The organism is Nocardia sp. NPDC050712 (assembly GCF_040654295.1).
In the GTDB taxonomy this organism is placed as follows: domain Bacteria; phylum Actinomycetota; class Actinomycetes; order Mycobacteriales; family Mycobacteriaceae; genus Nocardia.
Genome location: NZ_JBFAHT010000001.1, coordinates 1,775,900 through 1,799,687 on the forward strand (window position 1 = coordinate 1,775,900; position 23,788 = coordinate 1,799,687).

The following is a 23,788-nucleotide window of genomic DNA, read 5'->3' on the forward strand; positions in this document are numbered from 1 at the left end:
TGGGCTTGCACCGAAAGATTTTCGGTACCGAACCGACGGGCGCGTAGCAACCATGGAGTTATTTCCGTTCGGGAAATTGTCCAGGTGAATTGCCCGGAATTGGCGGCGGCGCCGGGAGTGCCTGTGTTATTGCAGCCCGAACAGCTCGGGACGCTCGGAGATGGTGCGAAAACGCTCGCGCGGATCGGCGGCCAGCTTGCGGGCGGTCAGGTCCATGACGCCGCCGGTGACCGTCACCACCGCCGAGATGGTGCCGTCCAGCTTGCGGATCTCCTGGTGCATCCGGAAGGTCTTGCCCTCGCCCCAGATGAATTCGCAGGTCACGGTGACCTCGTCGCCGGCGCGCAGCTCGCGCTGGTACTTGATGTTGTTCTCCAGCACCACGGGCGCGTAGCCGGTGCTCAGCAGTTTGTCCTGCCCGACCCCGGCCGCGCGCAGCAGTTCCCAGCGCGCGTGCTCGGCGTACTGCAGATAGACGGCCTGGTTGACGTGGCCCAGGCTGTCGAGTTCGTATCCGCGCACGGTGATCGGGACAGAGAAGGTCATGCTTTGCCGAACCTGTCCCGAGCCCGGATTTGTTCCCGTTCGCGGTGATATCTGGGCCACATTCGCGGCAGCCGCGCTCTCACCGCCGGTGGGCGTTGCGCTCGGCCCACCAGGCGGGCGCGTCGACGAAGTGATTGTCGAATTCCTCCTGGGAGGCCAGCAGCTCCTCGAAAGTGGCCTCGCCCTTGCCGATCCGATCCAGCAGGCGGAAGTACTCGAAGCGCTGCACGCCCGGCATGAGCGCGATCAGGATGCGCGCCGAGCTGTCCGGGGTGGCGCCGAAGGCGTGCGGCATGAACTTCGGGACCACGAGCGAGCCGCCCGCGGCCACCGTGACGATCTCGTCGCCGGCCAGCACCTGCAATTCGCCGTCGGCGACGTAGAACAGCTCGTCGGAGGTGGTGTGGAAGTGCGGGGTGGCGCCGTCGGCGCCCTGCGCCATGGTGACCTCCAGCGTGCTGACCGCGCCGCCGGTGTCGTTCGCGTCGATGAGCAGGCGGACCTGGGTGCTGGGATTGCCGAGGACCTCGGCGTCCTGGGGCTGACGGATGGCGGCGGGGCGGGTGCTGGTGGTCATGCTGTCTCCAAGTGATTCGCTCTTTTATAATTCGCTCCCGAACTATATCTGAGCGAATAGAATCTTGTCCATGGGTGATGTGCAGAAAGATCCGGTGGACCTGATCACCGCGCAGTGGCAGCGCGAACGGCCCGATCTGGACCTGGAGGCGATGGCGATCCTGGGGCGGCTGGGCCGGCTCATGACCGTGGCGATGCCGAAGATCGAGGCGATTTTCGGCGCGCACGGTTTGCAGCGCGGCGAGTTCGACGTGCTCGCGGCGCTGCGGCGCTCGGGGGAGCCCTTCGAGCTCAACCCCTCGGTCATCGCCGACACCCTGATGCTCTCGCGCGCGGGGATGACCGGGCGCCTGGACCGCTTGGAATCCGCCGGCCTGGTGCGCCGCACGGCCGACGCCGCCGATCGCCGCGCCATCCGGGTCGCGCTCACCCCGGCGGGCCGGGAGGTGATCGACACGGTCGTGGCCGAGCACGTCGAGAACGAAACCCGGCTGCTCGCCGTGCTTTCCGCGCGGGATCGCGCCGAACTCGACCGCATCGCGCGGACGCTGCTGGCCAGCCTGGCGGCGGAGTGAGCCGCTAGCCGGTGTGCTTGGGCAGCAGGTCCAGGAAATTGCGGATCATCGCCCGATCGTCGTCGGCGCGGTGGGCCACATACACCGTGGTGTCCGCGTCGGTGCCGGTCAGCGGCAGGACGCGAACGGCGGCCGGAGCGGTGAAGGTCGCGCTGCGCGGGGCGATGGTGACGCCGAGCCCCTCGGCGACGAGATAGAGGACCGTGGTCCAGGTGTTGCCCTCCTGCACCACGCGCGGACGATGCCCGGCCTCGTGCAGCGGCGCGAGATTCTTGTCGTGCGCGAGCCGGCCGGCGGCCCGGGGGAAGAAGACCAGCGGATGCGCGCCGAGTTCGGCTCCGGTGATGGACGACCGGCCGCTGTCGGGATGACCGGCGGGCAGGACCGCCACGAACGGCTCGGTGACCAGGGGATCGACCCGAATTCCGGGCAGGTCGTCCGGGTCGCGCACGATGGCGGTGTCCAGGCTGCCGTTGCGCAGCTGTTCCATCATGCGCGAGGTGTAGCCCTCGACCAGGTCCACCTCGACCAGCGGGTAGCGCTCCCGGAACAGCCGCACACCGCGCAGCGGTTCCAGCGGCAGCACCGACGGGACGAAGCCGAGGTGCAGCCGCCCCTGCTCGCCCTGGCCGACACGGGCGACCTCGTCCAGATCGCGGGCGGCGTGGCCCAGGATCGTGGTCGCGCGGTCGCGCAGCACCGTGCCCGCGGGGGTGAGGGCGACGCTGCGGGAGGTGCGATCGAACAGGCGGGTGCCGAGCAGGGCTTCCAGGCGCTGGATCTGCTGGGTGAGCGCGGGCTGGGCGATGTGCAGGCGGGCGGCGGCCCGGCCGAAGTGCAATTCGCTCGCGACCGCGAGGAAATAGCGCAGGTGACGCAGCTCGACTCCGTCGATCATAAGGTGAGCTTATCAATCGCAGGTATCAAGTATTGGACGTTATGATTCGGCGCCCGCATGCTGGTGCGGTGCCCCAGTCAACGGATTTCCTCGCCCCCGAACAGCGCGACGCCATCGTCGTGGAACCCATGAGCACCCCTGAGGACGCTCGGGCCTTCAAGGAGATCAACGAGGAGTGGATCCGGGCCTACTTCGCGCTCGAACCCGCCGACTCGCATCTGCTGGACAACCCGGAGACCGAGATCGTGGCCAAGGGCGGGCAGGTGCTGATCGCCCGCGACGGCGCCGAGGTGGTCGGTTGTGGCGCTGTGGTGCCCGAGGGGCACGGCGTCTACGAGATCTCGAAGATGGGTGTGGCGCCGCGGCAGCGCGGCCGCGGCATCGGCCGCCTGATCCTCGAGGCCGCCGTCGACTACGCCCGCGCTCAGGGCGCGACCACCCTCTATCTGGAAAGCAACAAGCGGCTCGCCAACGCGGTGCACCTGTACGAATCGGTTGGATTCGCGCACGTGCCGCCGGACGCGGTGCGGCAGAGCCCCTACAGCCGCGCCGACGTGTTCATGAAGTACGACCTCTAGGTGGCGGCGCGGCCGATGACCAGATCGGCCAGCCTGGACAGCGATTCGAGATTGCGGGGGCCGAGCAGCACGCCCTGCGCCAGGCCCGGCAGCAGGCGGCCCGGCCCGCCGCTGACCACCTCGGTCATTCGGATCTCGGTGGATTCCTCGCCGCTCAGCTCCAGCCGGATCGTCGCGCTGCCGAAGGGCCAGGCACGGGCCTCCAACTCCAGCATGCGGGGCGGATCGACGGCGCGTACCACGGTGGTGTCGTCGATCGTCAACGGCCAGGGGCCGACGCTGTGGTGGATTCGGGTGCCGACCTCGGGCCACCCGGCATCAACGTCGCGGATGTGCGACGCGCCCACGACCCAGCCGGTGTACAACCAGCCATCGGCCAGGACGTCGAACACCTGTTTCGGTGGTGCGTTCACGACAAACTTGACTTCGACCATCGGTGCACCGCTTTCCTCGGACCGGCGGGTTGCCGGGTGTGTGCGTCGACTACCGCTGCCACTCCACGGTAAACCCGTCGGCCGTGCGGGCGCTCTTCCCACAGGAGCGTTATCGATGCGCCAGGTGGGCGGGGGCGCAGTCGAGCCGGTCGGCCAGGCGGGCGCTCTGGCGCGCGGAGGCGCGCAGCACGGCGGCCAGGCCGGTACGCAGGTGGTGGGGGCGAGCCGGCGGGTCGGGACGGACCGGTGCGTCGGGCCGGGCCGAGTTGGCTTGGGCCCGTACGGCTTCGACGGCCAGTCCGGCGGCGATGGGTTGCATGGTTATTCCTCTCCCGTGGCTCGGGTGCGCGCCGGACCGCTGCTGGATCGGATGATCAGCTCGGTGGGCAGTACGACGCGTTCTTCGGTGTAGGACGGATCCAGGAGCATGCGGCCGAGTAGCTGCCCCTTCTTCCGAATCGGTTGGCGGACAGTGGTGAGTCCCGCGCTGTCCGCGGCCGGGATGTCATCGAAGCCGGTGACCGAGATGTCGCGGCCGGGGACCAGGCCGCGGCGGCGCAGGGCCTCGAGCACGCCCAGGGCCAGCACGTCGCCGCCGGCGGCGATGGCGGTCGGGGGATCGGGGCGGTCGAGAATCAGCTCGGCCGCGGCGATTCCGGATTCGATCGAGTTGTGGCCGCCGGTGACGACGAACGATGTCGCGTTCGCGCCCAGGCCCTCGCGCACGCCCTGCACGCGCAGTCGCGCGTTGTTGTAGAGCACCGAGAGGTCGGTGATTTCGCGGGGCGTGGCGGGGGAGCGCCCGGAGTCGACCACCAGCGCGACCGTGGTGTGGCCCAGCTCCGCCAGGTGCGCGCCGATGGCGTGCGTGGCGGTGACCTCGTCGATCACCACGCGCCGCCCGGGGAAGTCGTCATCGGAGTGCGCGAACGGCAACCCGCGACTCGAGATCACCTCCAGAGCGGGATGATTCGCGTCGACACAGTAGGCGGCCACGCCGTCGACCACGGCATTGCGCACCGTCTCCACCGATTCCCGGATGGCCTCGTCGTCCGCCCCCGTCTCGTAGCGCGGCAGCGGAATCAGCAGCAGCCCGGTGCGGCTCTTCTCGGCGACCTCGCTGAGCCCCGCCAGCAGCCCGACCGCGAACGGATCCGAGAACGCGTACGACAACTCCTCGGTGAGCAACAACCCGATCGCCCCCGCCCGCCGCCCCCGCAGCGTCCGCGCCGCCGCGTCCGGCCCCGAATACCCGAGCTCCCTGGCCGCCCCGAAAATCCGCTCCCGCAACGCAACCGACAACTGTTCCGGCTTGTTGTAGGCATTCGACACCGTCGTCAGCGAAACCCCGACCGCCGCCGCCACGGACTTCATCGTCGCCTTGGGAGGCATGAACCCGCCTATCTGTATCGTTCTACTTTATCGTTCCACTAAAACGATACAGAAGAAGGTACGCGGCCGCCAGCCGGAGATAGGCGCGGGTCGGGTCAGTCCTTGCGGCGGACCGAGGCTTCGACGAGATCGAGGACGGCGGAGAGGTTTTCGTTGGTGTGGCCCGAGGCGATGCGGGCGATGAGGCCGTCCAGGACGAGGTCGAGGTAGCCGAGCAGGACATCGGTGGGGACGTCGTCGCGCAGGGCGCCGGCGGCCTTGCGGCGCTCCAGGCGGGCCAGGGTGGCGGCGGTCAGTTCGGCCGAGCGCTGGGTCCAGCCGGCTCTGAAGTCGGGGTCGGTGCGCAGGCGTCTGGCGATCTCCAAACGCGTTCCGAGCCAGTTGAATTGCTCGGGGTGGGCGAGCATGTCGCGCATCACCTGCACGAGGCCCTGGTTGGCGGCGACGTCGGCCATGCGCTCGGCGTCCTCCTGGGCGAGGGCGAAGAACAGCGCGTCCTTGTCGCGGAAGTGATGGAAGATCGCGCCGCGGGACAGGCCGATGGCCTCCTCCAGGCGGCGCACGGTCGCGCCGTCGTAGCCGTACTCGCCGAAGCAGCGCCGGGCGCCGTCGAGGATCTGGTTGCGCCGGGCGACAAGGTGATCGTCGCTGACCTTGGGCATGGCGGACTCCTCCGGGCGCTGAGACAGGGTGGTGCGTGGGGCAATACCGAACAAAGCGATGATGCGGAGAGGTCCGCGCACCGCACACTGCGTGACGCAGAAAATGCGGTGCGCGGACCTGTCTTCGAGCAAGCGAACCGGTGACTAGCCCCGGATCATGTTGCGCAGCACGTACTGCAGGATGCCGCCGTTGCGGTAGTAGTCGGCCTCACCGGGGGTGTCGATCCGGACCACCGCGTCGAAGGTGATCTTCTCACCGTTCTCCTTGGTAGCGGTCACCTTCAAGGTCTTCGGAGTCACACCCTCGTTCAGCTTGGTGATGCCCTCGATGTCGAAGGTTTCGGTGCCGTCCAGCTTCAGCGACGCGGCCGACTCGCCGGCCGGGAACTGCAGCGGGACAACGCCCATGCCGATCAGGTTCGAGCGGTGGATGCGCTCGAAGGACTCGGTGATGACCGCCTTGACGCCCAGCAGGCTGGTGCCCTTGGCCGCCCAGTCGCGCGAGGAACCCGAGCCGTACTCCTTGCCGCCCAGCACGACCAGCGGGATGCCCGCGGCCTGGTAGTTCTGCGAGGCGTCGTAGATGAAGGCCTGCGGGCCGCCGTCCTGGGTGAAGTCGCGGGTGTAACCACCCGAGACGTCGTCCAGCAGCTGGTTGCGCAGCCGGATGTTGGCGAAGGTGCCGCGGATCATCACCTCGTGGTTACCGCGACGCGAGCCCAGGGAGTTGTAGTCCTTGCGCTCCACACCGTGCGAATCCAGGTACTGCGCGGCCGGGGTGCCCGGCTTGATCGGGCCGGCCGGGGAGATGTGGTCGGTGGTGACCGAGTCGCCCAGCAGCGCGAGCACGCGCGCGCCCTGGATGTCGCTGACCGGGGTCGGCTCCATCTTCATGCCGTCGAAGTACGGCGCCTTGCGGACGTAGGTCGAGTTCTCGTCCCACGCGAAGGTGTCGCCCTCGGGGGTGCTCAGGCCCTTCCAGCGCTCGTCACCTTCGAAGACGGTGGCGTAGGAGCTGGTGAACATATCCCGGCTGATCGCCGACTTGATGGTGTCGTCGATCTCCTGCGGGGACGGCCAGATGTCCTTCAGGAAGACGTCGTTGCCGTCGGTGTCCTGGCCCAGGGCGTCGGTCTCGAAGTCGAAGTCCATGGTGCCCGCGAGCGCGTAGGCGATGACCAGCGGCGGCGAGGCCAGGTAGTTCATCTTCACGTCGGGGGAGATGCGACCCTCGAAGTTACGGTTGCCCGAGAGCACCGCGGTGACCGAGAGGTCGTTGTCGTTGATCGCCTTGGAGATCTCCTCCGGCAGCGGGCCGGTGTTGCCGATGCAGGTGGTGCAGCCGTAGCCACCGACGAAGAAGCCCAGCTTCTCCAGGTACGGCCACAGGCCGGCCTTCTCGTAGTAGTCCGAGACGACCTGCGAGCCCGGCGCCATGTTGGTCTTCACCCACGGCTTGGAGGCCAGGCCCTTCTCGACCGCGTTGCGCGCCAGCAGGGCCGCGCCCAGCATGACCGACGGGTTCGAGGTGTTGGTGCAGGAGGTGATGCCCGCGACCACGACGGCGCCGTGATCGAGCACGAAGTCACCGCGCTCCGGATCGGAGACCTTGACCGGCTTGGACGGGCGGCCGACATTGCCGTTGGCGGCCGAGGGCAGCACGGCGTCGTCCTCGGCGAAGGACAGCACGGCCGGATCGGAAGCCGGGAAGGACTCCTCGATGGCCTCGTCCAGGTTGGTGTGCGGGGTGACCGACGCGGGGCCGCTCTCCGCGTCGTTGGTGTAGTTGTGGATGTCCTTGCGGAACGCGGTCTTGCTGTCCGACAGCAGGATCCGGTCCTGCGGGCGCTTCGGGCCGGCGATGGACGGCACCACGGTGCCCAGGTCCAGCTCCAGGTACTCCGAGTAGACGGGCTCCTTGTCGGCGTCGTGCCACAGGCCCTGTTCCCGGGCGTAGGCCTCGACGAGCGCGAGTTGCTCGTCGCTGCGGCCGGTCAGGCGCAGGTAGTTGATGGTCTCGCCATCGATCGGGAAGATCGCCGCGGTGGAACCGAATTCCGGGCTCATGTTGCCCAGGGTGGCGCGGTTCGCGAGCGGCACCTCGGCGACGCCCTTGCCGTAGAACTCGACGAACTTGCCGACCACGCCGTGCTTGCGCAGCATCTCGGTGACGGTGAGCACCACGTCGGTGGCGGTGACGCCGGGCTTGATCTCACCGGTCAGCTTGAAGCCGACGACGCGCGGGATCAGCATGGAGACCGGCTGGCCCAGCATGGCGGCCTCGGCCTCGATGCCGCCGACGCCCCAGCCCAGCACGCCCAGGCCGTTGACCATGGTGGTGTGCGAGTCGGTGCCGACACAGGTGTCGGGGTAGGCCTGGCCGTTGCGGACCATGATGGTCGGCGCGAGGTATTCGATGTTGACCTGGTGCACGATGCCGACGCCCGGCGGGACGACCTTGAAGTCGTCGAAGGCGCCCTGGCCCCAGCGCAGGAACTGGTAACGCTCGCCGTTGCGCTCGTACTCCAGGTCGACGTTGCGCTCGAGGGCGTCGGCGCGGCCGAACACGTCGAGGATGACCGAGTGGTCGATCACCATGTCGGCGGGGGAGAGCGGGTTGACCTTGCTCGGGTCACCGCCCAGGGTGGTGACGGCCTCACGCATGGTGGCGAGGTCGACGATGCAGGGCACGCCGGTGAAGTCCTGCATGATCACGCGGGCCGGGGTGAACTGGATCTCGGTGTCCGGCTCGGCGGCGGGATCCCAGTTGGCGATCGCGCGGACGTGGTCGGCGGTGATGTTCGCGCCGTCCTCGGTGCGAAGCAGGTTCTCCGCGAGAACCTTCAGGGCGTAGGGGAGTTTTTCGGTGCCCGGCACGGCCGAGAGACGGAAGATCTCGTAGGAGTTGCTTCCGACCTCGAGGGTGCCCTTGGCGCCGAAAGTATCGATACTCTTCGTCACGTCAGCTCCACTCGTCTGTGAGGGTGGCCGTCGGCGGGGCTGTGCCGTCGGCCTACGTTTCCGGAGGATTACAGCCCCGTCAGGTGCTGGTTCCTCGCCTGCCTGATCCTAACAGTACGCTTGTCCTGTGAAACGCCGGGGGCCGCTCCTGGGCGGCGTGGCGGGCTGAGCCGGCGGCCGATTAGCGGGCGTCGCCCCGCGAATGCGACACTCCGTCACGTACTGTGCTTTCGAGCTATTCGGGGTGAGTGCACCCCGTAGTGATGGATGCCCGTCGCCTCGCCTGCCGATGCGGCTCGACAGACCGGATGGAAGATGACCGTCTCGCACACATCGGTATTCACGCCCATGGCGGCGGAGCTCCCGCCGCCGGTCACCGAGAAGACCATCAGGAATGTCATCATTCCTGATCTTGCGGACGATCACGTCGCCAATTTGACGACCAAGCCCATGCCGCGGCTCGCGGCGATCGCCGCCGAGGCCCGGTCCCAGGGGATCGAGCTCAGCATCGTCGTTGTTCCCGGTAATCCCGGACACGACTCGAGCCTACGTGACCTGGCCACCGAGGTCGGCAAGAGCGAGCACGGCACCGTCGTGGTCTTCAGCGACGACTGGGTGGGCACCTACAGCGACACCGTCAGCCGGGTCCGGCTGGAATGGGCCGAGGATGCCGCCAAATATAAGGGCGGCGGGCACACCACCGAGGCCGCGCAGATCTTCACCGACCGGCTGGAGACGGGCGACGGCCTGTCCTGGACCGCGATCACCAGCGTGTTGCTAGCGGGCACCGTTCTGGTCGTCGGCGGGCTCTACTGGGTGAAATCGCGCCGGTCCGAGTCCGGCTCCGAGTCCGAATTGCCGGTGTCCGGTTCGTCTCGTTCTTAATTTCCGAACGGTCGGTTCGCTTTTCGATCCTTCCTCTGTTTTTGGGTTGGTAATCGCTCTGACCAGCATAAATTACATGGATGTGTTTCTGTTACTAGAGTTTCTTTAGTGACTGAAGTGTCGTACGGTTCCTGTGAGCTCAATACCGCCAGGCTGGATTTCTGATCCATGGAGGTGCGATGCGCAGGAACGGCGACCCCGTCCAACGACGTCCCAGATCGGTCGCCCTCGGGTTGCTGATCTGCGCGATCGTCTGTGCGACGGCAGGGCCGGGCCGCGCCGTTCCGCCCGCGCCACCCAATCCCAGCGACGGCCAGATCGCCGAGGCCGGCGCGCAGGTCGACTCCCGGGTCGGTGAGGTCGGGGCGCTCATCAACGAGGTCGCCGGCGCCGAAGAGCAGTTGCAGGAACTCGACGCCGCGGTCGCGGCCAAGCGCGAAGCCGTCAACAAGGCGCTGGTCGATCTGCGGACCGCCCGTGAGGCCGCCGATGCCGCCACCGCCCGCGTGCTCCAGACCCAAGGCGAATTGGCTTCGGCCGCAGGCGAAGTCGAGCAGGCCCGGAAGGGTTTCGACAGCTTCGCCACCCAGGCCTACACCCGGCCCGGCATGGACTCGATGCTGAGCCACCTGAGCGCGGAAAGCCCCGGCGACGCCATCGACCGGTCCCAGATCATCGGTCTGGTCACCAAGAACAAGCAGCAGATGCTGACCGAGCTGCGCCGCGCCCAGATCGACCTGGGCAACAAGAACTCCACCGCGCGCCAGGCGAAGGCCGAGGCCGACGCGGCCGCGGCCGAAGCCGAGCAGAAGAAGGCCGCGGCCGAGCAGGCCGTCGCCGCCGCCAAGGCCGAACTCGAACAGCAGACCGTCCGGCGTGACCAGTTGCAGCGCGATCATGCCGCCGCGCAGGCCCGGCTGGAGCAGGCCCGCACGAATGTGGCCGGGCTGCAAGGCCAGCGCGAGGCCTTCGTCGCCTGGGACGAACGCCGTCAGGCCGAGGAGACCGCGGCCCGCCACGCCGCCGCGGCGGCCCGTGCCCGCGCCGGCGGTGACCAGGAGGCGCTGGACCGCGCCGCCGCGCTCGCCGAAGGTCATCGCCCGCACGCCGCGCTCGACGACGGTGGCACACCGCGCCGCAGCAAGAGCCGGCCCAGCCGCCCGTCGGTCAGCGGCTCCGAGGCGATCGAGATCGTGGTGGACCGCGCGCTGTCCCAGCTCGGCGTCATCTACGCCTGGGGCGGCGGCGACGAGAACGGGCCCACCCTCGGCATCCGCGACGGCGGCGTCGCCGACGAGCACGGCGATTTCGAGAAGATCGGCTTCGACTGCTCGGGCCTGATGATCTACGCCTTCGCCGGCATCGGCTACTCGCTGCCGCACTACAGCGGCTACCAGTACACGATGGGCACCCGCGTCCCGGTCGACGAGCGGCAGCGCGGCGACATGCTGTTCTGGGGCGCCAACGGTTCCGCGCACGTCGCCCTGTATCTGGGTGACGGGCAGATGGTCGAGGCGCCGCAGTCCGGCGACGTGATCAAGGTGACCTCGGTGCGCGAGGGCGGGATCATGCCCTACGCGGTCCGCCTCGTCGACTGAGTCAGGCCTGTTTCGAGGCCAGCTGGATGACGGTGATGTCGGCGGGCGCGCCGATGCGGGTGGGCGGGCCCCAGGCGCCGGCGCCGTGGGTGACGTAGAGCTGGGTGTCGCCGTAGCGGTCGAGGCCGGCCACGGTCGGGTTGGCGAGTTCGGCCAGGAGCGGGCCGGGCCAGAGTTGTCCGCCGTGGGTGTGGCCGGACAGCTGGAGGTCGACGCCGTGGCGGACGGCGTCGTGGATGGTGACCGGCTGGTGGGAGAGCAGGACGACGCCGCGGGCGGGGTCGCGACCGTTCAGCGCTTTGCCGAAATCCGGCCCGCTGCCGTACCTTTCGCCCGCGAGATCGTTGACGCCCGCGAGGTCGAAGCCGGGCATTTCGACGCGCGCGTTCTCCAGCGGGACCAGGCCCAGGTTGCGGAGGTGATCGAGCCATTCCGGGGCGTTGTGCAGGTAATCGTGGTTGCCGGTGACGAAGTAGGTGCCGTGGCGCGAGCGCAGCCCGCCCAGGGGGACGGCGGCCCGGCCCAGGTCGTGGACCTCGCCGTCGGCCAGGTCGCCGACGACGGCGATCAGATCGGGCTGCGTGGAGTTGATGGTGTCGGTGATGCGCTGGGTGTGGGCGCGGCCCAGGATCGCGCTGAGGTGGATGTCGCTGACCACGGCGATGCGCATGCCGTGCGCGCTACGGGGGAGCCGGGCCAGCGGCACGGTGATCTGCTTGATCTGAGGTGGGCGTCCGAGGAATGAGGCGGTGCCGGCGCCGACGGTTCCCACGGCCGCCACCGCGACGGTCGCCGCGATGCCACGGGATACCAGCAGGCGGCGAGAGAGCTCGGGGGCATCCGTGGTGTGGGCGTCAGCGCCGGCCGGCTCGGACGGCGGGGCCTGTCCCTGCGCGGCAGCGGGATCCGTCGGCGATTGCGCTGGTACCGACGGCGCTGCCTGGTCGGCAGGCGAAGAAGTACTGCGCCGCAGTGCGACTCGCATCAGCACGGGCCGCAGGAGTTCGCTGACGAGCAGGCCGAGCAGTAGGTAGATCAGGACCGCGCCCCAGAGGAAACCGGGCCACGCGGCCAGCGGCTGGAGCGGGAACGGTATTCCGAGATTGGGGCCGGCGACGGCGGTCACGGTCAGTGCCGGAAAGACGAAGGCCGCGACGGTTCCCGCGCGGCGGGCGCGGGAACCGGGGGCCGTGGTGTCGCGGATCAGCCGGCGCCACACATACCAGTGCACCGCTGTCAGGAGGCCGAGGACGATCAGTACGGCGAGCACGTTCACGAGTGGATGGTGTCCTTCGGTGGGCACGAACGATGGGTACGACGTGATCGATGATTCCGGATCGCGCCGCCGCCGGCCGTAACCGCCCGCCGCTCAGTCCTCGACGCGGCGGAAGACAGCGCCGATTTCCACCATCCGCGCGGCCACGTAGTCCAGGTCGTGCAGTGCCTCCGGCGTGTGGATTCCGGGTGGCACGGGCGCGCCGCGCAGGCCGAGCAGGCGTTCGACGCCGAGGGCGATGGCCAGGGCGGTCAGCGGGCGCTGGCCCTCGGGGTGCACGAGCTGGTGCCGGGTGACCAGGGGAGTGCCCGTCCGATCGGTGCCCGCCAGGTCGATCCGGAGTTCGGTGGACGCGGGTTCGCCGCGCCGACGGCTCGCGGATTCGCCGATCGCGAGGTCGAATCGGACGTTCGGCGCGCCCGTGGCCAGCGCGAGGCTGGGGACGTCCAGGATGCCCACGATCTGCCCGGGCAGCAGGGTGCCGTCGACACTGGGCACCTCGGTCGCCGCGTCGGATTCGGCGATCCAGGTGAACACACCGTCGCGGCGCACCAGTCCGGCCGAGGTGGCGGTCGACCAGCGCTCCAGGTCCGCCAAGCCCGCGGGTCCGCCCGCGTCCTGTTCGTCGAGGACGGCGCCGAGGCGGATGGTGTCGATCCGATCGAACGCGCGCGCCGCGTCCAGGGTCGCGAGGACGCCGAGCCCGGCCATGTAGTGGCTGGCGATCAGAATCGGTGCCGCACTTGCCCGTTGGGCGCTCGCGACGATCTCCGGCGCGATATCGACCAGGCCGCTGGAGATGCTCAGGTAGGGCAGACCGCGATCTTGCGCGTAGCCCAGCCCGCGCAGGTGCTTGTCCCACAGCGTCGCCACCACCGCCGAGTGCTCGCGGTCCGGTGGCAGGCCGAGATCGTCGCGCGCCAGGTCGATGGTCACGGCGTCCGCGGCACCTAGCCGATCGGCTACGCGTTGCGCGCGGGCGAGGTCGCGGCCCGCGATGGTCAGCGGCAGGGCCGGGTGCCATCGGCGCAGCAGGGTGGCGGTGTCCGCGCCGGCCTGGCCCGAACCGCCCATGATCAGTACTGATGTCGACCGCCGCACGGCAAGTCCTCTCGTCGAGCAATAAGCTACATTTTGTAACCTACACTTTGTAGCTAAACTCGGCGGACAGCGCAAGGAGGACGCATGCCCACACCGACGCGGCGCCTGCCCAAGCAGGACCGGCGGGAACAGTTGCTCGACACCGCCCTGGAGGTCGTGCGCGCCCGCGGCGCCGACGAGCTGACCCTGCTCACCCTCGCCGAGGCGGCCGGGGTCAGCAGGCCGATCGTGTACGACCACTTCGGCACGCGGCCCGGTCTGCTGCTGGCGCTCTATCGGCGCCTGGCCGAACGGCACCGTGCCGAAACGGCGCGGGCGTTGGCGGGGGCGCCGCCCGCACCCGAGGCGATCGCCGAAGTGATGAGCGCGGCGTATTTCGCGTGCGCCACCGATATGCCGGAATTCACCGCGATCTCCGCGGCCCTGAAGGGCAACCTCGAGATGGAAACGCGGCAGCGCGACCTGCTCGACGAGTACACGGAACTGATGGCCGCCGCCCTGTCGCCCCATTCTGCGCTCGACCTCGACGCGCTGCGCCTGCGCTGCGTGGGTGTGCTCGGTGCCGCCGACGCGATTGCCGCCGAACTGAACTCGGGCCGGATCACCGAATCCGCCGCGGTCGCGGCGCTGGCCGACCTGATCGCCGGCGGTCTGGTCCCGGGCCGGTAGCGGCAAGGAGGCCGGGTCCGGTCCCGGCCGGGGGCGGCGTCCTGCCACCCGGCCGGAACCGCCGCGGCGGCTAGCCGGCCGCGGGCGGGGTCAGCGCCGCCTGCATCGCGACCCCGTCGACATAGGTGTGCTTCTCCTGCACCGCGCCGTCGGCGACCAGCACCAGATCCATGATGTCCACGTCCACGGGATTGCCGACCACCGAGGTGCCGGTCAGCGTCCACTGCACCGTCCAGAAGTCCGCGCCGACGCGCAGGTTGACCAGTTCGAAGGTCAGGTCCGGGACCAGCGCGAAGTTGGCGGCCGCGGCGGCCCGGATCTCGTCGCGCCCGCGCGCGGGTTTGCCGCCGGAGTGCAGGTGGAAGATCGAGTCGGGGGCGTGCAGGGCGGCGATGCGGTCGGGATCGCGGTCGGCCCAGCAGGCGTGGTAGCGCTCGAAGAGTTCTTGCGTGGCTTCGGACATAGCGGGAATCCTTCTGAGATACAAACAGGTTGACTGTATGTTCCTGCACGGGTGCGCCCCGGTCAAGAGGGTGCAATAGACTTCGACGTCGCCATGAACGCTGATCGCCGCACCCAAGCCGAACGCTCGGCCTCGACCCGAGCCGCCGTCATCCGCGCGGCCCGAGACCTGTTCGGCCGGTACGGATACGGCGCGGTCAGCACGGTCGCGGTCGCCGAGGCGGCCGGTGTCAGCCGCGGGGCGCTCTATCACCAGTTCAGCGAGAAACGGGACCTGTTCGAGGCGGTCTTCGAGGACCTGGAGCGCAGCCTGGTCCAGGCGATCAACGCGGCCGTCGCGCAGGCGCGGGCCCCCGACCCGCTCGCCGGTCTGGTCGTGGGCTGCCTGGCCTGCCTGCAGGCCTCGATCGCGCCGGACGTGCGGCGTATCGCCCTGCTCGACGGGCCGGCGGTGCTCGGCTGGCAACGCTGGCGCGATATCGAACTCCGGCACACCATCGGCCTGGTGGAGGACGCGCTGGCCGCGGCCATCGAGGCGGAACAAGTCCGGCCGCAGCCGGTGCGCCCACTGGCGCTGGTGATCGTCGGAGCGCTCGACGAGGCCGCGCAAATTCTCGCGCACTCCGAGGACATCGCCACCGATTCGGTAACCATTCGCGGGGTCGTAGAGCAGCTGGTTTCCGGCCTCGCGATGGATTGAGAACATTACGAATTCCCGTGATAGCGGAGCCGGTTGCGGCGAGTACGGCTATTCAATGGAATAGTTGGCACGGCACGCACAGGACCAAAGCGAAAGCGGGGATGTTGGTGACTTCGACGGACAGTGTGAGCGGGGCGAACTTGGCGAAAGATGCGCCGGAGCCCCCGTCGGGCACCCTGGAACGTGACGTCCAGACCCTGGAGAAGGCGATCTACGAGGTCAAGCGCGTAATCGTGGGCCAGGATCGCCTGGTCGAGCGGTTGCTCGTCGGCGTTCTCGCGCGCGGCCACGTGCTGCTCGAGGGCGTTCCGGGTATCGCCAAAACCCTTGCTGTGGAGACCTTCGCGAAGGTCGTCGGCGGGTCGTTCTCCCGTGTTCAGTTCACGCCCGACCTGGTGCCCACCGACCTCGTCGGTACCCGCATCTACCGGCAGGGCCGCGAGGAATTCGACACCGAGCTCGGCCCGGTGGTGGCGAACTTCGTGCTCGCCGACGAAATCAACCGCGCGCCCGCCAAGGTGCAGTCGGCATTGCTCGAGGTGATGGCCGAACGGCATGTGACCATCGGCGGTAAGACCTACCCGATGCCGAATCCGTTCCTGGTCATGGCGACCCAGAACCCGATCGAGAGCGAGGGCGTGTACGCGCTGCCCGAGGCGCAGCGCGACCGCTTCCTGTTCAAGGTCGTCGTCGACTACCCGACGGTCGAGGAAGAGCGCGAGATCATCTACCGGATGGGTGTCACCCCGCCGGAGGCCAAGGCGATCCTGAACCCGGAGGAACTGGTCCGGTTGCAGAAGGTCGCGGCCGGCACCTTCGTGCACCACGCGCTCGTCGACTACGTCGTCCGCGTGATCGCCGCGACCCGCACCCCGGCCGAGTTCGGCATGCCCGACGTCGCGAACTGGATCTCCTACGGCGCCTCCCCGCGCGCCAGCCTCGGCATCATCGCCGCCGCCCGCGCGGTCGCGCTGATCCGCGGCCGCGACTACGTGGTGCCCCAGGATGTCGTCGAGGTGATCCCGGACGTGCTGCGGCACCGGCTGGTGCTGTCCTACGACGCGCTCGCCGACGAGGTCACCCCCGAGGACGTGATCAAGCGCGTGCTCCAGACCGTCGGCCTGCCGCAGGTCGCCCCGCACGCCGTGGCCCCGAACGCCGCGCCCGCTCCGGCCCCGGGCCCGCCCGCGCCGCCCGCCGGTAACAATGCCGCCGCGCCGCAGTCGATCCCGCAGCCGCCGCAGGCCGCCCCGGCGATGTCGCAGGCGTCCGGCAACAACCAGCCCAAGTGACGGCGGCGCGGACACCCATGCCCACGCACGCACCACCGTCCTTCCGTGCCGGTGAGCTGACCGACCCGAAGCTGACGGCGGCGCTGCGGACCCTGGAACTCACCGTGCGCCGGCGCCTGGACGGCGTCCTGCACGGCGATCACCAGGGTCTGATCCCCGGCCCGGGTTCCGAGCCGGGTGAGGCGCGCACCTACCAGCCGGGCGACGATGTGCGCCAGATGGATTGGTCGGTCACCGCCCGCACCACCCACCCGCACGTGCGCCAGATGATCGCCGACCGCGAGCTGGAGACCTGGATGGTGGTCGACCTGTCGGCCAGCCTTGACTTCGGCACCGCGAACTGCCAGAAGCGTGATCTCGCGATCGCGGCGGCCGCGGCGATCACCCATCTGACCAGCGGCGGCGGCAACCGGATCGGCGCCGTGGTGGCGACCGGCGAGCAGCTGGTGCGGATTCCCGCGCGCAGCGGCCGGGTGCACGCCCAGACGCTGCTGCGCGATATCGCGACCACCCCGCACGCGCGCGACGGTGTCCGCGGTGATCTGAAGGGCGGCATCGAGTCGTTGCGCCGCCCGCAGCGCAAACGCGGTCTGGCCGTGGTCATCTCCGACTTCCTCGGCGATATCGACTGGCAGCGGTCGCTGCGCGCGATCTCGGCGCGCCACGATCTGCTCGCGGTCGAGGTGCTGGATCCGCGCGATCTGGAACTGCCCGACATCGGCGATGTGGTGCTGCACGACCCGGAGACCGGGCGCACCCGCGAGTTCAGCGTGACGCCCACGCTGCGCGCGGATTTCGCGGCCGCCGCCCAGCGGCATCGCCAGCAGGTCGAGCAGGCGCTGCGGTCCTGCGGCGCGCCGGTGCTGACCTTGCAGACCGACCGGGACTGGATCGCCGACGTGGTCCGGTTCGTGTCCACCCGGCGCCACAGCTTCGGCGCCCCGAGCGGACGGGCCCCGCGTCAGTGAGTATTTCGCATTTCACCGCGCTGATCTGGCTCGGTTTCTTCGCCGTGATCGCGCTCATCCTGCTCGGCTATGTGCTGGTGCAGCGCGGCCGGCACAAGCGCATGCTGACCTTCTCCAATATGGAGTTGCTGGAGAAGGTGGCGCCCGCGCGGCCCTCACCGCTGCGGCACGCGCCGATCGCGCTGATGCTGGTCGGGCTGGTGCTGCTCACCATCGCCGCCGCCGGTCCGACCGCGGTCAAGAAGGTGCCGCGCAACCGCGCGACCGTCATGCTCGTGATGGATGTGTCGCTGTCCATGCAGGCCACCGACGTGGCGCCGAGCCGGTTGCAGGTGGCGCAGGACGCGGGCAAGGATTTCGTCGACGGGCTGCCCGAGGGCCTCAACATCGGGTTCGTGACCTTCGCGGGCACGGCCTCGGTGATGGTGTCGCCGACCACGAATCATGAAGCGGTCAAGGCGGCTATCGACAATGTCCGCCTGGCCGAACGCACCGCGACCGGTGAAGGCATCTTGACCGCGTTGCAGGCGATCGACACCCTGGCCTCGGTGCTGGGCGGCGCGCAGGAGCCGCCGCCGGCGCGCATCGTGCTCATGTCCGACGGTAAGCAGACGGTCCCGGCCTTCGAGGACGTCGACAATCCGCGGCACGAGTACGTCGCGGCCCGCCTGGCCAAGAACAAGAACGTCCCGATCTCCACCATCTCGTTCGGCACCAGCTGGGGCGCGGTGGAGATTCCGCGCGAAGGCGGCGGCAACGACGAGGTGCGGGTCCCGGTGGACGACGAGGCGATGCGGGAGTTGGCCAAACTCTCCGGCGGCGAGTTCTATACCGCCGCCTCGCTGCAAGAACTGACCAAGGTCTACGACACCCTGGAACAGCAGATCGGCTACGAGCTGACCAGGGGCGACGCCAGCCGGCCGTGGCTGCTGTTCGGTCTGCTGATCACCTCCGCGGGTGTCATCACCGGCTTGCTGCTGCGTCAGCGTCTTCCGTAATCGGCACCTGCCCGCGTTGTGGGCGGGCACAATGCAAGACCCGAAACTCTGGGGTGCCCGGGCGGTGGCGCGCGAACTCGAACAGATAGGTTGAAACCCATGTCGAACATCACATCCCGGTCGGTCCTGGTGACCGGCGGCAACCGCGGCATCGGTCTCGCGGTCGCGCAGCGTCTGCTCGCCGACGGGCACAAGGTGGCCGTCACGCATCGTGGGTCGGGGGTGCCGGACGGTCTGTTCGGTGTGAAATGCGATGTGACCGACAATGATTCGGTGGACGCCGCGTTCTCCGAGGTGGAGGCGCACCAGGGGCCGGTCGAGGTGCTGGTCGCCAATGCCGGTATCACCGACGACACGCTGCTCATGCGGATGACCGAGGAACAGTTCACCAAGGTCGTCGACGCCAACCTGACCGGCGCGTTCCGCTGTGCCAAGCGCGCGAACCGCGCCATGCTGCGGGCGAAGTGGGGCCGGATGATCTTCCTCGGCTCGGTCGTCGGCATGATGGGCCAGGCGGGGCAGATCAACTACGCCTCCTCCAAGGCCGGTGTCATCGGCCTGGCCCGCTCGGTCACCCGCGAACTCGGCTCGCGCAACATCACCGCGAACGTCGTGGCGCCCGGCTTCATCGAAACCGATATGACCGCGGACCTGCCCGAGGACATGAAGGAAATGGTCGAGAAGTTCATCCCGCTGCGCCGGGTCGGCCAGCCCGAGGACGTCGCGGCCGTGGTCAGCTTCCTGGCCTCCGAGGACTCCCGCTACGTCGCCGGCGCCGTCATCCCGGTCGACGGCGGCATGGGCATGGGCCACTGAGCCTGCCCGCTCGCACCCGTTAGCCCGCAAGAACTTTCAACGAGGAGAACCGACCAACCCATGAGTGGACTGCTCGAAGGCAAAACCGTCCTCATCACCGGCATCATCACCGATTCCTCCATCGCCTTCTCCGCGGCCGCTGTCGCGCAGGAGCAGGGGGCGCGGGTGATCATCACCGGGATCCCGGAACGGTTGCGACTGATCGACCGGATCGCCAAGCGGCTGCCGCAGGAGGTGCCGCCGGCCATCCCGCTGGATGTCACCAACGAGGAGAACCTCGGCGAACTCGCGGACAAGCTGCGCGAACTCGCGCCCGAGGGCATCGACGGTGTGCTGCACTCGATCGCGTTCGCGCCGAAGACGCTGATGGGTCCGGACGCCGTGCCGTTCCTCGAAGGCCCCGGCCCGGATGTGGCGAAGTCGTTCGAGATCTCCGCGTGGAGCTACGCCTCGCTGGCCCGCGCCGTGCTGCCCGTGATGAACGAGCGCGGCTCCATCGTCGGCATGGACTTCGATCCGCGCGTCGCGATGCCGTACTACAACTGGATGGGCGTTTCCAAGGCGGCGTTGGAGGCGGTGAATCGGTATGTGGCCCGGGAAGTGGGCTACGCCAAGAAGATTCGCTCGAACCTGGTCGCCGCGGGCCCGGTGAAGACGCTGGCCGCCAAGGCGATCGCGGGCACCGCGACCGACGACGCGAAGCAGCTGCGTCAGCTGGACATGTACTGGGACGGTTCCTCGCCGATCGGCTGGGACGGCGCCGACGCGCGGGCCGTGGGCAAGTCGATCTGCGCGCTGCTGTCGGACTGGCTGCCCGCCACCACGGGTTCGATCATCTACGTCGACGGCGGCGCCAGCCACAACATGTGGTTCCCGCCGGAGGGCTTCGGGGCCAACTGATCCGATGGCCGCCGACGCACTGCTACTGCTGTCCTTCGGCGGCCCGGAGCGCCCCGAGGACGTGATGCCGTTCCTGGAGAACGTCACCCGGGGTCGCGGGGTGCCGCGCGAACGCCTCGAAGAGGTCGCGCAGCACTACCTGCACTTCGGCGGGGTCTCGCCGATCAACGCGCTCAACCTGGCGATCATCGCCGCGGTCGAGGGCGAATTGGCCGCGGCCGGCATCGACTTGCCGGTCTACTTCGGCAACCGGAACTGGCATCCGATGGTGGAGGACACCGTGGCGCGGATGGCCGCCGACGGTGTCGGGTCCGCGCTGGTGTTCCCGACCTCGGCGTGGGGCGGGTACTCCGGCTGCCTGCAGTACCAGGAGGACATCACCCGGTCCCGGGCGGCGGTCGGCGCGCCCGCGCCCGAGCTGGTGAAGCTGCGGCAGTATTTCGATCATCCGCTGCTGATCGAGTCGTTCGCGGACGCGATTCGCGCGGCGGTGCAACAGATTCCGGCGGATCGGCGCGAGCGGATCCGGCTGGTGTTCACCGCCCACTCCATCCCGGTCTCCGCCGACGAGGCCGCGGGCCCGCCCGCCGACGGCGGCCGTCTCTACAGCCGGCAGGTCGCCGAAGCGGCCCGATTGTGTGCCGCCGCTACCGGTTTCGGTGAGTACGACGTGGTCTGGCAGTCCCGGTCGGGGCCGCCGCAGGTGCCGTGGCTGGAGCCCGACATCGTCGATCACCTGGACACGTTGTCCGGCAAGGGCGTCGACGCGGTGGTGGTGTGCCCGGTCGGGTTCGTCTCCGATCACCTCGAGGTGATCTGGGATCTCGACAACGAGGCGAAGGAGCGGGCCGCCGAACTCGAGATGGCCTTCGCGCGTGCCGCGACGCCCGGCACCGATCCGCGTTTCGCGCGCCTGGTCGTGGAACTGATCCGGGAGCACCTCGACGGCGGCGACCCGCGCCGCCTCGGCGCGGTTCCCGGCTACGGCTGCACCGAGAACGGCGCGCCGTGCGCCGTCGGCTGCTGCGCTGTGTCCCGGCCCGCCCGGCGCTAGCCGGGAGGGCCGGTCCGGCTCCCGGTTGCGCTGTCGTCGGCGTGCGCTAGCATCGGTGCGTTCCTCGGCCCGTGGGCCGCTGTTCTTTTCGACGGGGGAGGCCCATCGTTGTTCGGTGATGTCTTGAGCCATGCCAATTTGCTAACCGTGCAGGCGTTTCAGCTGACCGCGGTGACGGAGACCGTCGAGGCGCGCCGGGGTGGCGGCGGCGGTTCCAGCAGCTCCTGTAATCCCGACTACGAGGATTGCGACGACAACAGCTGGATCTTCTGGGTGTTCCTGGTGATCGTGCTCGGCGTCGTCGCCTTCTTCGTCATCCGCTGGATCGTGCGCCAGCAGTCCAACCGGCCGCCGCAGCAGCAGTTCCAGCCGCCGTATCAGGCGCCGCCGCAACAGTTCCCGCAGCAGCACGGGCAACAGCCCTACGGGCAGCAGCCGCAGTACGGGCAGCAGCCGCAGTACGGGCAGCAGCCGCCGCAGGGTTACCCGCAGCAGGGCTACGGGCAGCAGCCGCCCCCGCAGTATCCGCCGCAGGGTTATCCGCAGCAGCAGGGTGGTTATCCGCAACCGGGCTACCCGCCGCAGCAGCAGGGCTATCCGCAGCAAGGCTATGCGCCGCAGCAGTATCCGCCGCCGGGGCAGTACAGGCAGTAATCCGGGCTAGCGGCCGCCGCGCGCGGCCGCGTGCACGGCGACCAGCCGGGCCGCGCGAATGGCGTTCCAGAGGGGCCGCAGCAGATCCTCCTGCGCGCTGACGGCCGACGCGGAGGTGGGCGCCGACGCCGGTTCCCGCTGCGCCACCGTCAGGATCGCGGCGACGTGGTCGGCGGAGTCGAGGATTCGCCTGGCGCGCAACGGAATCGATTCCGGATAGTCGTGCCGGGAGGAGGCGGCCAGCTCGGCCTCGATGAGTTCGCGGGGGTCGTAATCGGTCGCGCTCGCCGAGGTGGTGTGCAGCTTCATGAGCGCGTCGGCGGCGTCGCGGACCGCCTCGCGCATCGTGTACTCGGCTTCGCCGAGCGGCATCTCGTCCAGCGGGGCGGGCGGCATCGGCGCGGTGTAGACGGTCCACTGCAGGGAGTTGTCGTCTTCGAGGTAGGGGATCAGCCCGGTGGCCGTACCGCCCGGCACACCGATCAGCAGGCCCTGTTCGGCCTCGACGGCGTCGGCGGCGAACTCGGTGCCGACCGGCAGGCCGCGCACGTCACCCGGCACCGGCAGCACCAGGCGCAGCTGCGACCCGGGCTCGGCCATCGCCTCGCGAATCACCTTCAGCAGGGCCATGACTCCGCTGCCGGTGGTGTTGCCGTGCGCGGACCACGGCAGGTCGGTGCGGCCGCCGGTGATCGGGTCGCCCGCGGCGATGGTGTGGCGCGGGGCCCAAGCGTGTAGTGCTTCCAGCACATCGTCGGGCGCGCTCGAACCGGCCAGCCACGAGCCGGCCCACACCGTCAGGGTGGCACTTGGAGAGCACATAATTATCGAGCATAAAGGGTCCGCGCAACTGATGGGCGTCGCCTGTACAACCCTTGTGAGCTGGCCCCTTCTCACTCCTCGGTAACGAAGTCGATCAGCCGCTCCACCGCGCCGATCAACGGCGGCTCCAGGTCACGGAAGGATTCCACGGCGTTGTAGACCCGCCGCCAGCCCTCCTGCGGCGTGCCCCAGCCGAGGCGGCGGCAGATGCCGGTCTTCCAATCCTCGCCACGCGGCACCGTCGGCCAGGCCTCGATGCCGACCGCCGCCGGGCGCACCGCCTGCCACACATCGATGAACGGGTGCCCGGTGACCAGTACGTACGGCCCGAGCCCGGTGGTCAGCTGGGTTTCCTTGGAGCCGGTGACCAGGTGGTCGACCAGCACGCCCACCCGCTGACCGGGGCCGGGTTCGAAGTCGGTGAGCCGCTGGGCGAGATTGTCCAAACCCTCGAGGTGTTCCACCACAACACCTTCCACGCGCAGATCGTGCCCCCAGACCCGTTCGACGAGCGCCGCGTCGTGCACGCCCTCCACCCAGATCCGGCTGCCGCGCGCCACCCGCGCGCGCAACCCCTCCACCCGCGTCGACCCGGACGCGGAGCGGGTAGGTTGCCGCGGCGCGGTCGCGGCGGGTTTGACGAGGGTGACGGGCTCGCCGTCGATGAGGAAGGCCGCCTCTCGCAGGGCGAACAACCGCACGGTGCCGCGCGCGTCCTCGAGCTTCACGAACTCGCCGTCGTAGCTGCGGTCGAAACCGACTACGGCGCCGCAGAATCCGCTCGCCGCGTCCTCGACCACGAGGTCGCGTTCGGCGGGCACGGCCGGAACCGTGCGCTTCGCGGCCCGAGAATGTCCGGAGAAGATGTCGCCGCCGTAGATGTCACGTCCGCTCACCCCGCTGAAGGTAGCACCGCCGGGTGCCCGGTCCCAGTGCGCGCAGCGGAAGTGGCCGAAGAATTACCGGGCAAT

26 protein-coding genes are annotated in these 23,788 nt (G+C 69.2%); 13 read left to right on the forward strand and 13 right to left on the reverse strand.

The genetic code is table 11. The features are described from left to right. Positions 1-126: 126 nt before the first annotated feature. The gene (locus AB0H76_RS08570; RefSeq protein ID WP_357319267.1) at positions 127-546 is read right to left on the reverse strand and encodes an acyl-CoA thioesterase; all 420 of its coding nucleotides are present in this window, start codon (positions 544-546) and stop codon (positions 127-129) included. A gap of 79 nt (positions 547-625) precedes the next feature. Further along, positions 626-1,123, reverse strand: coding sequence for a cupin domain-containing protein (locus AB0H76_RS08575; protein ID WP_357319270.1), 498 nt, complete (start codon positions 1,121-1,123; stop codon positions 626-628). Between the two features lie 70 nt (positions 1,124-1,193). Here AB0H76_RS08575 and AB0H76_RS08580 point away from each other — a divergent pair, with 70 nt between their 5' ends. Continuing rightward, a complete protein-coding gene (locus AB0H76_RS08580; protein ID WP_357319272.1) occupies positions 1,194-1,697 on the forward strand; it encodes a MarR family transcriptional regulator in 504 nt (167 codons plus the stop codon). Positions 1,698-1,701: 4 nt separating this feature from the next. Here AB0H76_RS08580 and AB0H76_RS08585 read toward each other — a convergent pair whose 3' ends face one another. Further along, positions 1,702-2,595 (reverse strand): LysR substrate-binding domain-containing protein, encoded by an 894-nt coding sequence (locus AB0H76_RS08585; RefSeq protein ID WP_357319275.1) that lies wholly within the window; start codon positions 2,593-2,595, stop codon positions 1,702-1,704. A gap of 68 nt (positions 2,596-2,663) precedes the next feature. Between AB0H76_RS08585 and AB0H76_RS08590 the strand changes: the two genes are divergently transcribed. Next, complete coding sequence (locus AB0H76_RS08590; RefSeq protein ID WP_357319278.1) at positions 2,664-3,173, forward strand: GNAT family N-acetyltransferase; 510 nt, start codon at positions 2,664-2,666, stop codon at positions 3,171-3,173. On the opposite strand, the gene AB0H76_RS08595 is transcribed toward AB0H76_RS08590, so the two are convergent. From AB0H76_RS08595 to AB0H76_RS08615, 5 genes are all read right to left on the reverse strand, one after another. Next, positions 3,170-3,607 carry an SRPBCC family protein gene (locus tag AB0H76_RS08595; protein WP_357319281.1) on the reverse strand — a complete coding sequence of 146 codons (438 nt, stop codon included), beginning with the start codon at positions 3,605-3,607 and terminating at the stop codon, positions 3,170-3,172. The genes AB0H76_RS08590 and AB0H76_RS08595 overlap by 4 nt on opposite strands. A 109-nt stretch (positions 3,608-3,716) precedes the next feature. Then, a complete protein-coding gene (locus tag AB0H76_RS08600) occupies positions 3,717-3,926 on the reverse strand; it encodes a hypothetical protein (RefSeq protein WP_357319284.1) in 210 nt (69 codons plus the stop codon). 2 nt (positions 3,927-3,928) lie between these two features. Beyond that, the gene (locus AB0H76_RS08605) at positions 3,929-4,999 is read right to left on the reverse strand and encodes a LacI family DNA-binding transcriptional regulator (RefSeq protein WP_357319287.1); all 1,071 of its coding nucleotides are present in this window, start codon (positions 4,997-4,999) and stop codon (positions 3,929-3,931) included. A gap of 95 nt (positions 5,000-5,094) precedes the next feature. Continuing rightward, the gene (locus AB0H76_RS08610; RefSeq protein ID WP_209891591.1) at positions 5,095-5,661 is read right to left on the reverse strand and encodes a TetR/AcrR family transcriptional regulator; all 567 of its coding nucleotides are present in this window, start codon (positions 5,659-5,661) and stop codon (positions 5,095-5,097) included. Positions 5,662-5,805: 144 nt separating this feature from the next. Continuing rightward, positions 5,806-8,622 carry an aconitate hydratase gene (locus AB0H76_RS08615; protein ID WP_357319290.1) on the reverse strand — a complete coding sequence of 939 codons (2,817 nt, stop codon included), beginning with the start codon at positions 8,620-8,622 and terminating at the stop codon, positions 5,806-5,808. Positions 8,623-8,937: 315 nt separating this feature from the next. Here AB0H76_RS08615 and AB0H76_RS08620 point away from each other — a divergent pair, with 315 nt between their 5' ends. Both AB0H76_RS08620 and AB0H76_RS08625 read left to right on the forward strand, forming a co-directional pair. Continuing rightward, positions 8,938-9,507: a DUF6676 family protein gene (locus AB0H76_RS08620; RefSeq protein ID WP_357319293.1), complete on the forward strand. Its 570-nt coding sequence runs from the start codon at positions 8,938-8,940 to the stop codon at positions 9,505-9,507. A 179-nt stretch (positions 9,508-9,686) separates the two neighbouring features. Next, the gene (locus AB0H76_RS08625; RefSeq protein WP_357319296.1) at positions 9,687-11,105 is read left to right on the forward strand and encodes an NlpC/P60 family protein; all 1,419 of its coding nucleotides are present in this window, start codon (positions 9,687-9,689) and stop codon (positions 11,103-11,105) included. Position 11,106: 1 nt separating this feature from the next. On the opposite strand, the gene AB0H76_RS08630 is transcribed toward AB0H76_RS08625, so the two are convergent. Together AB0H76_RS08630 and AB0H76_RS08635 are read right to left on the reverse strand one after the other, a co-directional pair. Beyond that, positions 11,107-12,408 carry a metallophosphoesterase gene (locus AB0H76_RS08630; protein WP_357319299.1) on the reverse strand — a complete coding sequence of 434 codons (1,302 nt, stop codon included), beginning with the start codon at positions 12,406-12,408 and terminating at the stop codon, positions 11,107-11,109. Between the two features lie 66 nt (positions 12,409-12,474). After that, complete coding sequence (locus AB0H76_RS08635) at positions 12,475-13,482, reverse strand: saccharopine dehydrogenase (protein WP_357319302.1); 1,008 nt, start codon at positions 13,480-13,482, stop codon at positions 12,475-12,477. An 84-nt stretch (positions 13,483-13,566) separates the two neighbouring features. Between AB0H76_RS08635 and AB0H76_RS08640 the strand changes: the two genes are divergently transcribed. Then, entirely contained in the window at positions 13,567-14,151 is a 585-nt protein-coding gene (locus AB0H76_RS08640; RefSeq protein WP_357319305.1) for a TetR/AcrR family transcriptional regulator, read from the forward strand. Positions 14,152-14,221: 70 nt separating this feature from the next. Here the strand turns inward: AB0H76_RS08640 and AB0H76_RS08645 are convergent, their stop codons facing one another. Beyond that, positions 14,222-14,614, reverse strand: coding sequence for a nuclear transport factor 2 family protein (locus tag AB0H76_RS08645; protein WP_357319308.1), 393 nt, complete (start codon positions 14,612-14,614; stop codon positions 14,222-14,224). 93 nt (positions 14,615-14,707) lie between these two features. Between AB0H76_RS08645 and AB0H76_RS08650 the strand changes: the two genes are divergently transcribed. From AB0H76_RS08650 to AB0H76_RS08685, 8 genes are all read left to right on the forward strand, one after another. Next, on the forward strand, positions 14,708-15,313 hold the full coding sequence (locus AB0H76_RS08650) for a TetR/AcrR family transcriptional regulator (protein ID WP_357319311.1): 606 nt from the start codon (positions 14,708-14,710) through the stop codon (positions 15,311-15,313). 101 nt (positions 15,314-15,414) lie between these two features. After that, positions 15,415-16,605, forward strand: coding sequence for a MoxR family ATPase (locus tag AB0H76_RS08655; protein WP_357319314.1), 1,191 nt, complete (start codon positions 15,415-15,417; stop codon positions 16,603-16,605). Positions 16,606-16,622: 17 nt separating this feature from the next. Further along, positions 16,623-17,573 (forward strand): DUF58 domain-containing protein, encoded by a 951-nt coding sequence (locus AB0H76_RS08660; protein ID WP_357319317.1) that lies wholly within the window; start codon positions 16,623-16,625, stop codon positions 17,571-17,573. Further along, on the forward strand, positions 17,570-18,571 hold the full coding sequence (locus tag AB0H76_RS08665; RefSeq protein WP_357319320.1) for a VWA domain-containing protein: 1,002 nt from the start codon (positions 17,570-17,572) through the stop codon (positions 18,569-18,571). Before AB0H76_RS08660 ends, AB0H76_RS08665 begins: the two co-directional genes overlap by 4 nt. A 99-nt stretch (positions 18,572-18,670) precedes the next feature. Next, a complete protein-coding gene (gene fabG1 / locus AB0H76_RS08670; RefSeq protein WP_357319323.1) occupies positions 18,671-19,387 on the forward strand; it encodes a 3-oxoacyl-ACP reductase FabG1 in 717 nt (238 codons plus the stop codon). Positions 19,388-19,447: 60 nt separating this feature from the next. Further along, entirely contained in the window at positions 19,448-20,287 is an 840-nt protein-coding gene (inhA, locus tag AB0H76_RS08675) for an NADH-dependent enoyl-ACP reductase InhA (RefSeq protein ID WP_357319326.1), read from the forward strand. A 4-nt stretch (positions 20,288-20,291) separates the two neighbouring features. Next, entirely contained in the window at positions 20,292-21,341 is a 1,050-nt protein-coding gene (locus tag AB0H76_RS08680; protein ID WP_357319329.1) for a ferrochelatase, read from the forward strand. Between the two features lie 147 nt (positions 21,342-21,488). Continuing rightward, the gene (locus AB0H76_RS08685; protein ID WP_357319332.1) at positions 21,489-21,995 is read left to right on the forward strand and encodes a hypothetical protein; all 507 of its coding nucleotides are present in this window, start codon (positions 21,489-21,491) and stop codon (positions 21,993-21,995) included. A 6-nt stretch (positions 21,996-22,001) separates the two neighbouring features. Here AB0H76_RS08685 and AB0H76_RS08690 read toward each other — a convergent pair whose 3' ends face one another. Together AB0H76_RS08690 and AB0H76_RS08695 are read right to left on the reverse strand one after the other, a co-directional pair. Then, positions 22,002-22,817 (reverse strand): hypothetical protein, encoded by an 816-nt coding sequence (locus tag AB0H76_RS08690; RefSeq protein ID WP_357319335.1) that lies wholly within the window; start codon positions 22,815-22,817, stop codon positions 22,002-22,004. Between the two features lie 71 nt (positions 22,818-22,888). Further along, entirely contained in the window at positions 22,889-23,713 is an 825-nt protein-coding gene (locus AB0H76_RS08695) for a DUF3097 domain-containing protein (protein ID WP_357319338.1), read from the reverse strand. Positions 23,714-23,788: the final 75 nt, after the last annotated feature.

Excerpts from the sequence above, each read along its gene's own strand:
- AB0H76_RS08570 (WP_357319267.1), bottom strand. The coding sequence starts at position 546 with ATGACCTTCTCTGTCCCGATCACCGTGCGCGGATACGAACTCGACAGC.
- AB0H76_RS08575 (WP_357319270.1), bottom strand. The coding sequence starts at position 1,123 with ATGACCACCAGCACCCGCCCCGCCGCCATCCGTCAGCCCCAGGACGCC.
- AB0H76_RS08580 (WP_357319272.1), top strand. The coding sequence starts at position 1,194 with ATGGGTGATGTGCAGAAAGATCCGGTGGACCTGATCACCGCGCAGTGG.
- AB0H76_RS08585 (WP_357319275.1), bottom strand. The coding sequence starts at position 2,595 with ATGATCGACGGAGTCGAGCTGCGTCACCTGCGCTATTTCCTCGCGGTC.
- AB0H76_RS08595 (WP_357319281.1), bottom strand. The coding sequence starts at position 3,607 with ATGGTCGAAGTCAAGTTTGTCGTGAACGCACCACCGAAACAGGTGTTC.
- AB0H76_RS08600 (WP_357319284.1), bottom strand. The coding sequence starts at position 3,926 with ATGCAACCCATCGCCGCCGGACTGGCCGTCGAAGCCGTACGGGCCCAA.
- AB0H76_RS08605 (WP_357319287.1), bottom strand. The coding sequence starts at position 4,999 with ATGCCTCCCAAGGCGACGATGAAGTCCGTGGCGGCGGCGGTCGGGGTT.
- AB0H76_RS08610 (WP_209891591.1), bottom strand. The coding sequence starts at position 5,661 with ATGCCCAAGGTCAGCGACGATCACCTTGTCGCCCGGCGCAACCAGATC.
- AB0H76_RS08620 (WP_357319293.1), top strand. The coding sequence starts at position 8,938 with ATGACCGTCTCGCACACATCGGTATTCACGCCCATGGCGGCGGAGCTC.
- AB0H76_RS08625 (WP_357319296.1), top strand. The coding sequence starts at position 9,687 with ATGCGCAGGAACGGCGACCCCGTCCAACGACGTCCCAGATCGGTCGCC.
- AB0H76_RS08640 (WP_357319305.1), top strand. The coding sequence starts at position 13,567 with ATGCCCACACCGACGCGGCGCCTGCCCAAGCAGGACCGGCGGGAACAG.
- AB0H76_RS08645 (WP_357319308.1), bottom strand. The coding sequence starts at position 14,614 with ATGTCCGAAGCCACGCAAGAACTCTTCGAGCGCTACCACGCCTGCTGG.
- AB0H76_RS08650 (WP_357319311.1), top strand. The coding sequence starts at position 14,708 with ATGAACGCTGATCGCCGCACCCAAGCCGAACGCTCGGCCTCGACCCGA.
- AB0H76_RS08655 (WP_357319314.1), top strand. The coding sequence starts at position 15,415 with ATGTTGGTGACTTCGACGGACAGTGTGAGCGGGGCGAACTTGGCGAAA.
- AB0H76_RS08660 (WP_357319317.1), top strand. The coding sequence starts at position 16,623 with ATGCCCACGCACGCACCACCGTCCTTCCGTGCCGGTGAGCTGACCGAC.
- fabG1 (WP_357319323.1), top strand. The coding sequence starts at position 18,671 with ATGTCGAACATCACATCCCGGTCGGTCCTGGTGACCGGCGGCAACCGC.
- inhA (WP_357319326.1), top strand. The coding sequence starts at position 19,448 with ATGAGTGGACTGCTCGAAGGCAAAACCGTCCTCATCACCGGCATCATC.
- AB0H76_RS08680 (WP_357319329.1), top strand. The coding sequence starts at position 20,292 with ATGGCCGCCGACGCACTGCTACTGCTGTCCTTCGGCGGCCCGGAGCGC.
- AB0H76_RS08690 (WP_357319335.1), bottom strand. The coding sequence starts at position 22,817 with ATGTGCTCTCCAAGTGCCACCCTGACGGTGTGGGCCGGCTCGTGGCTG.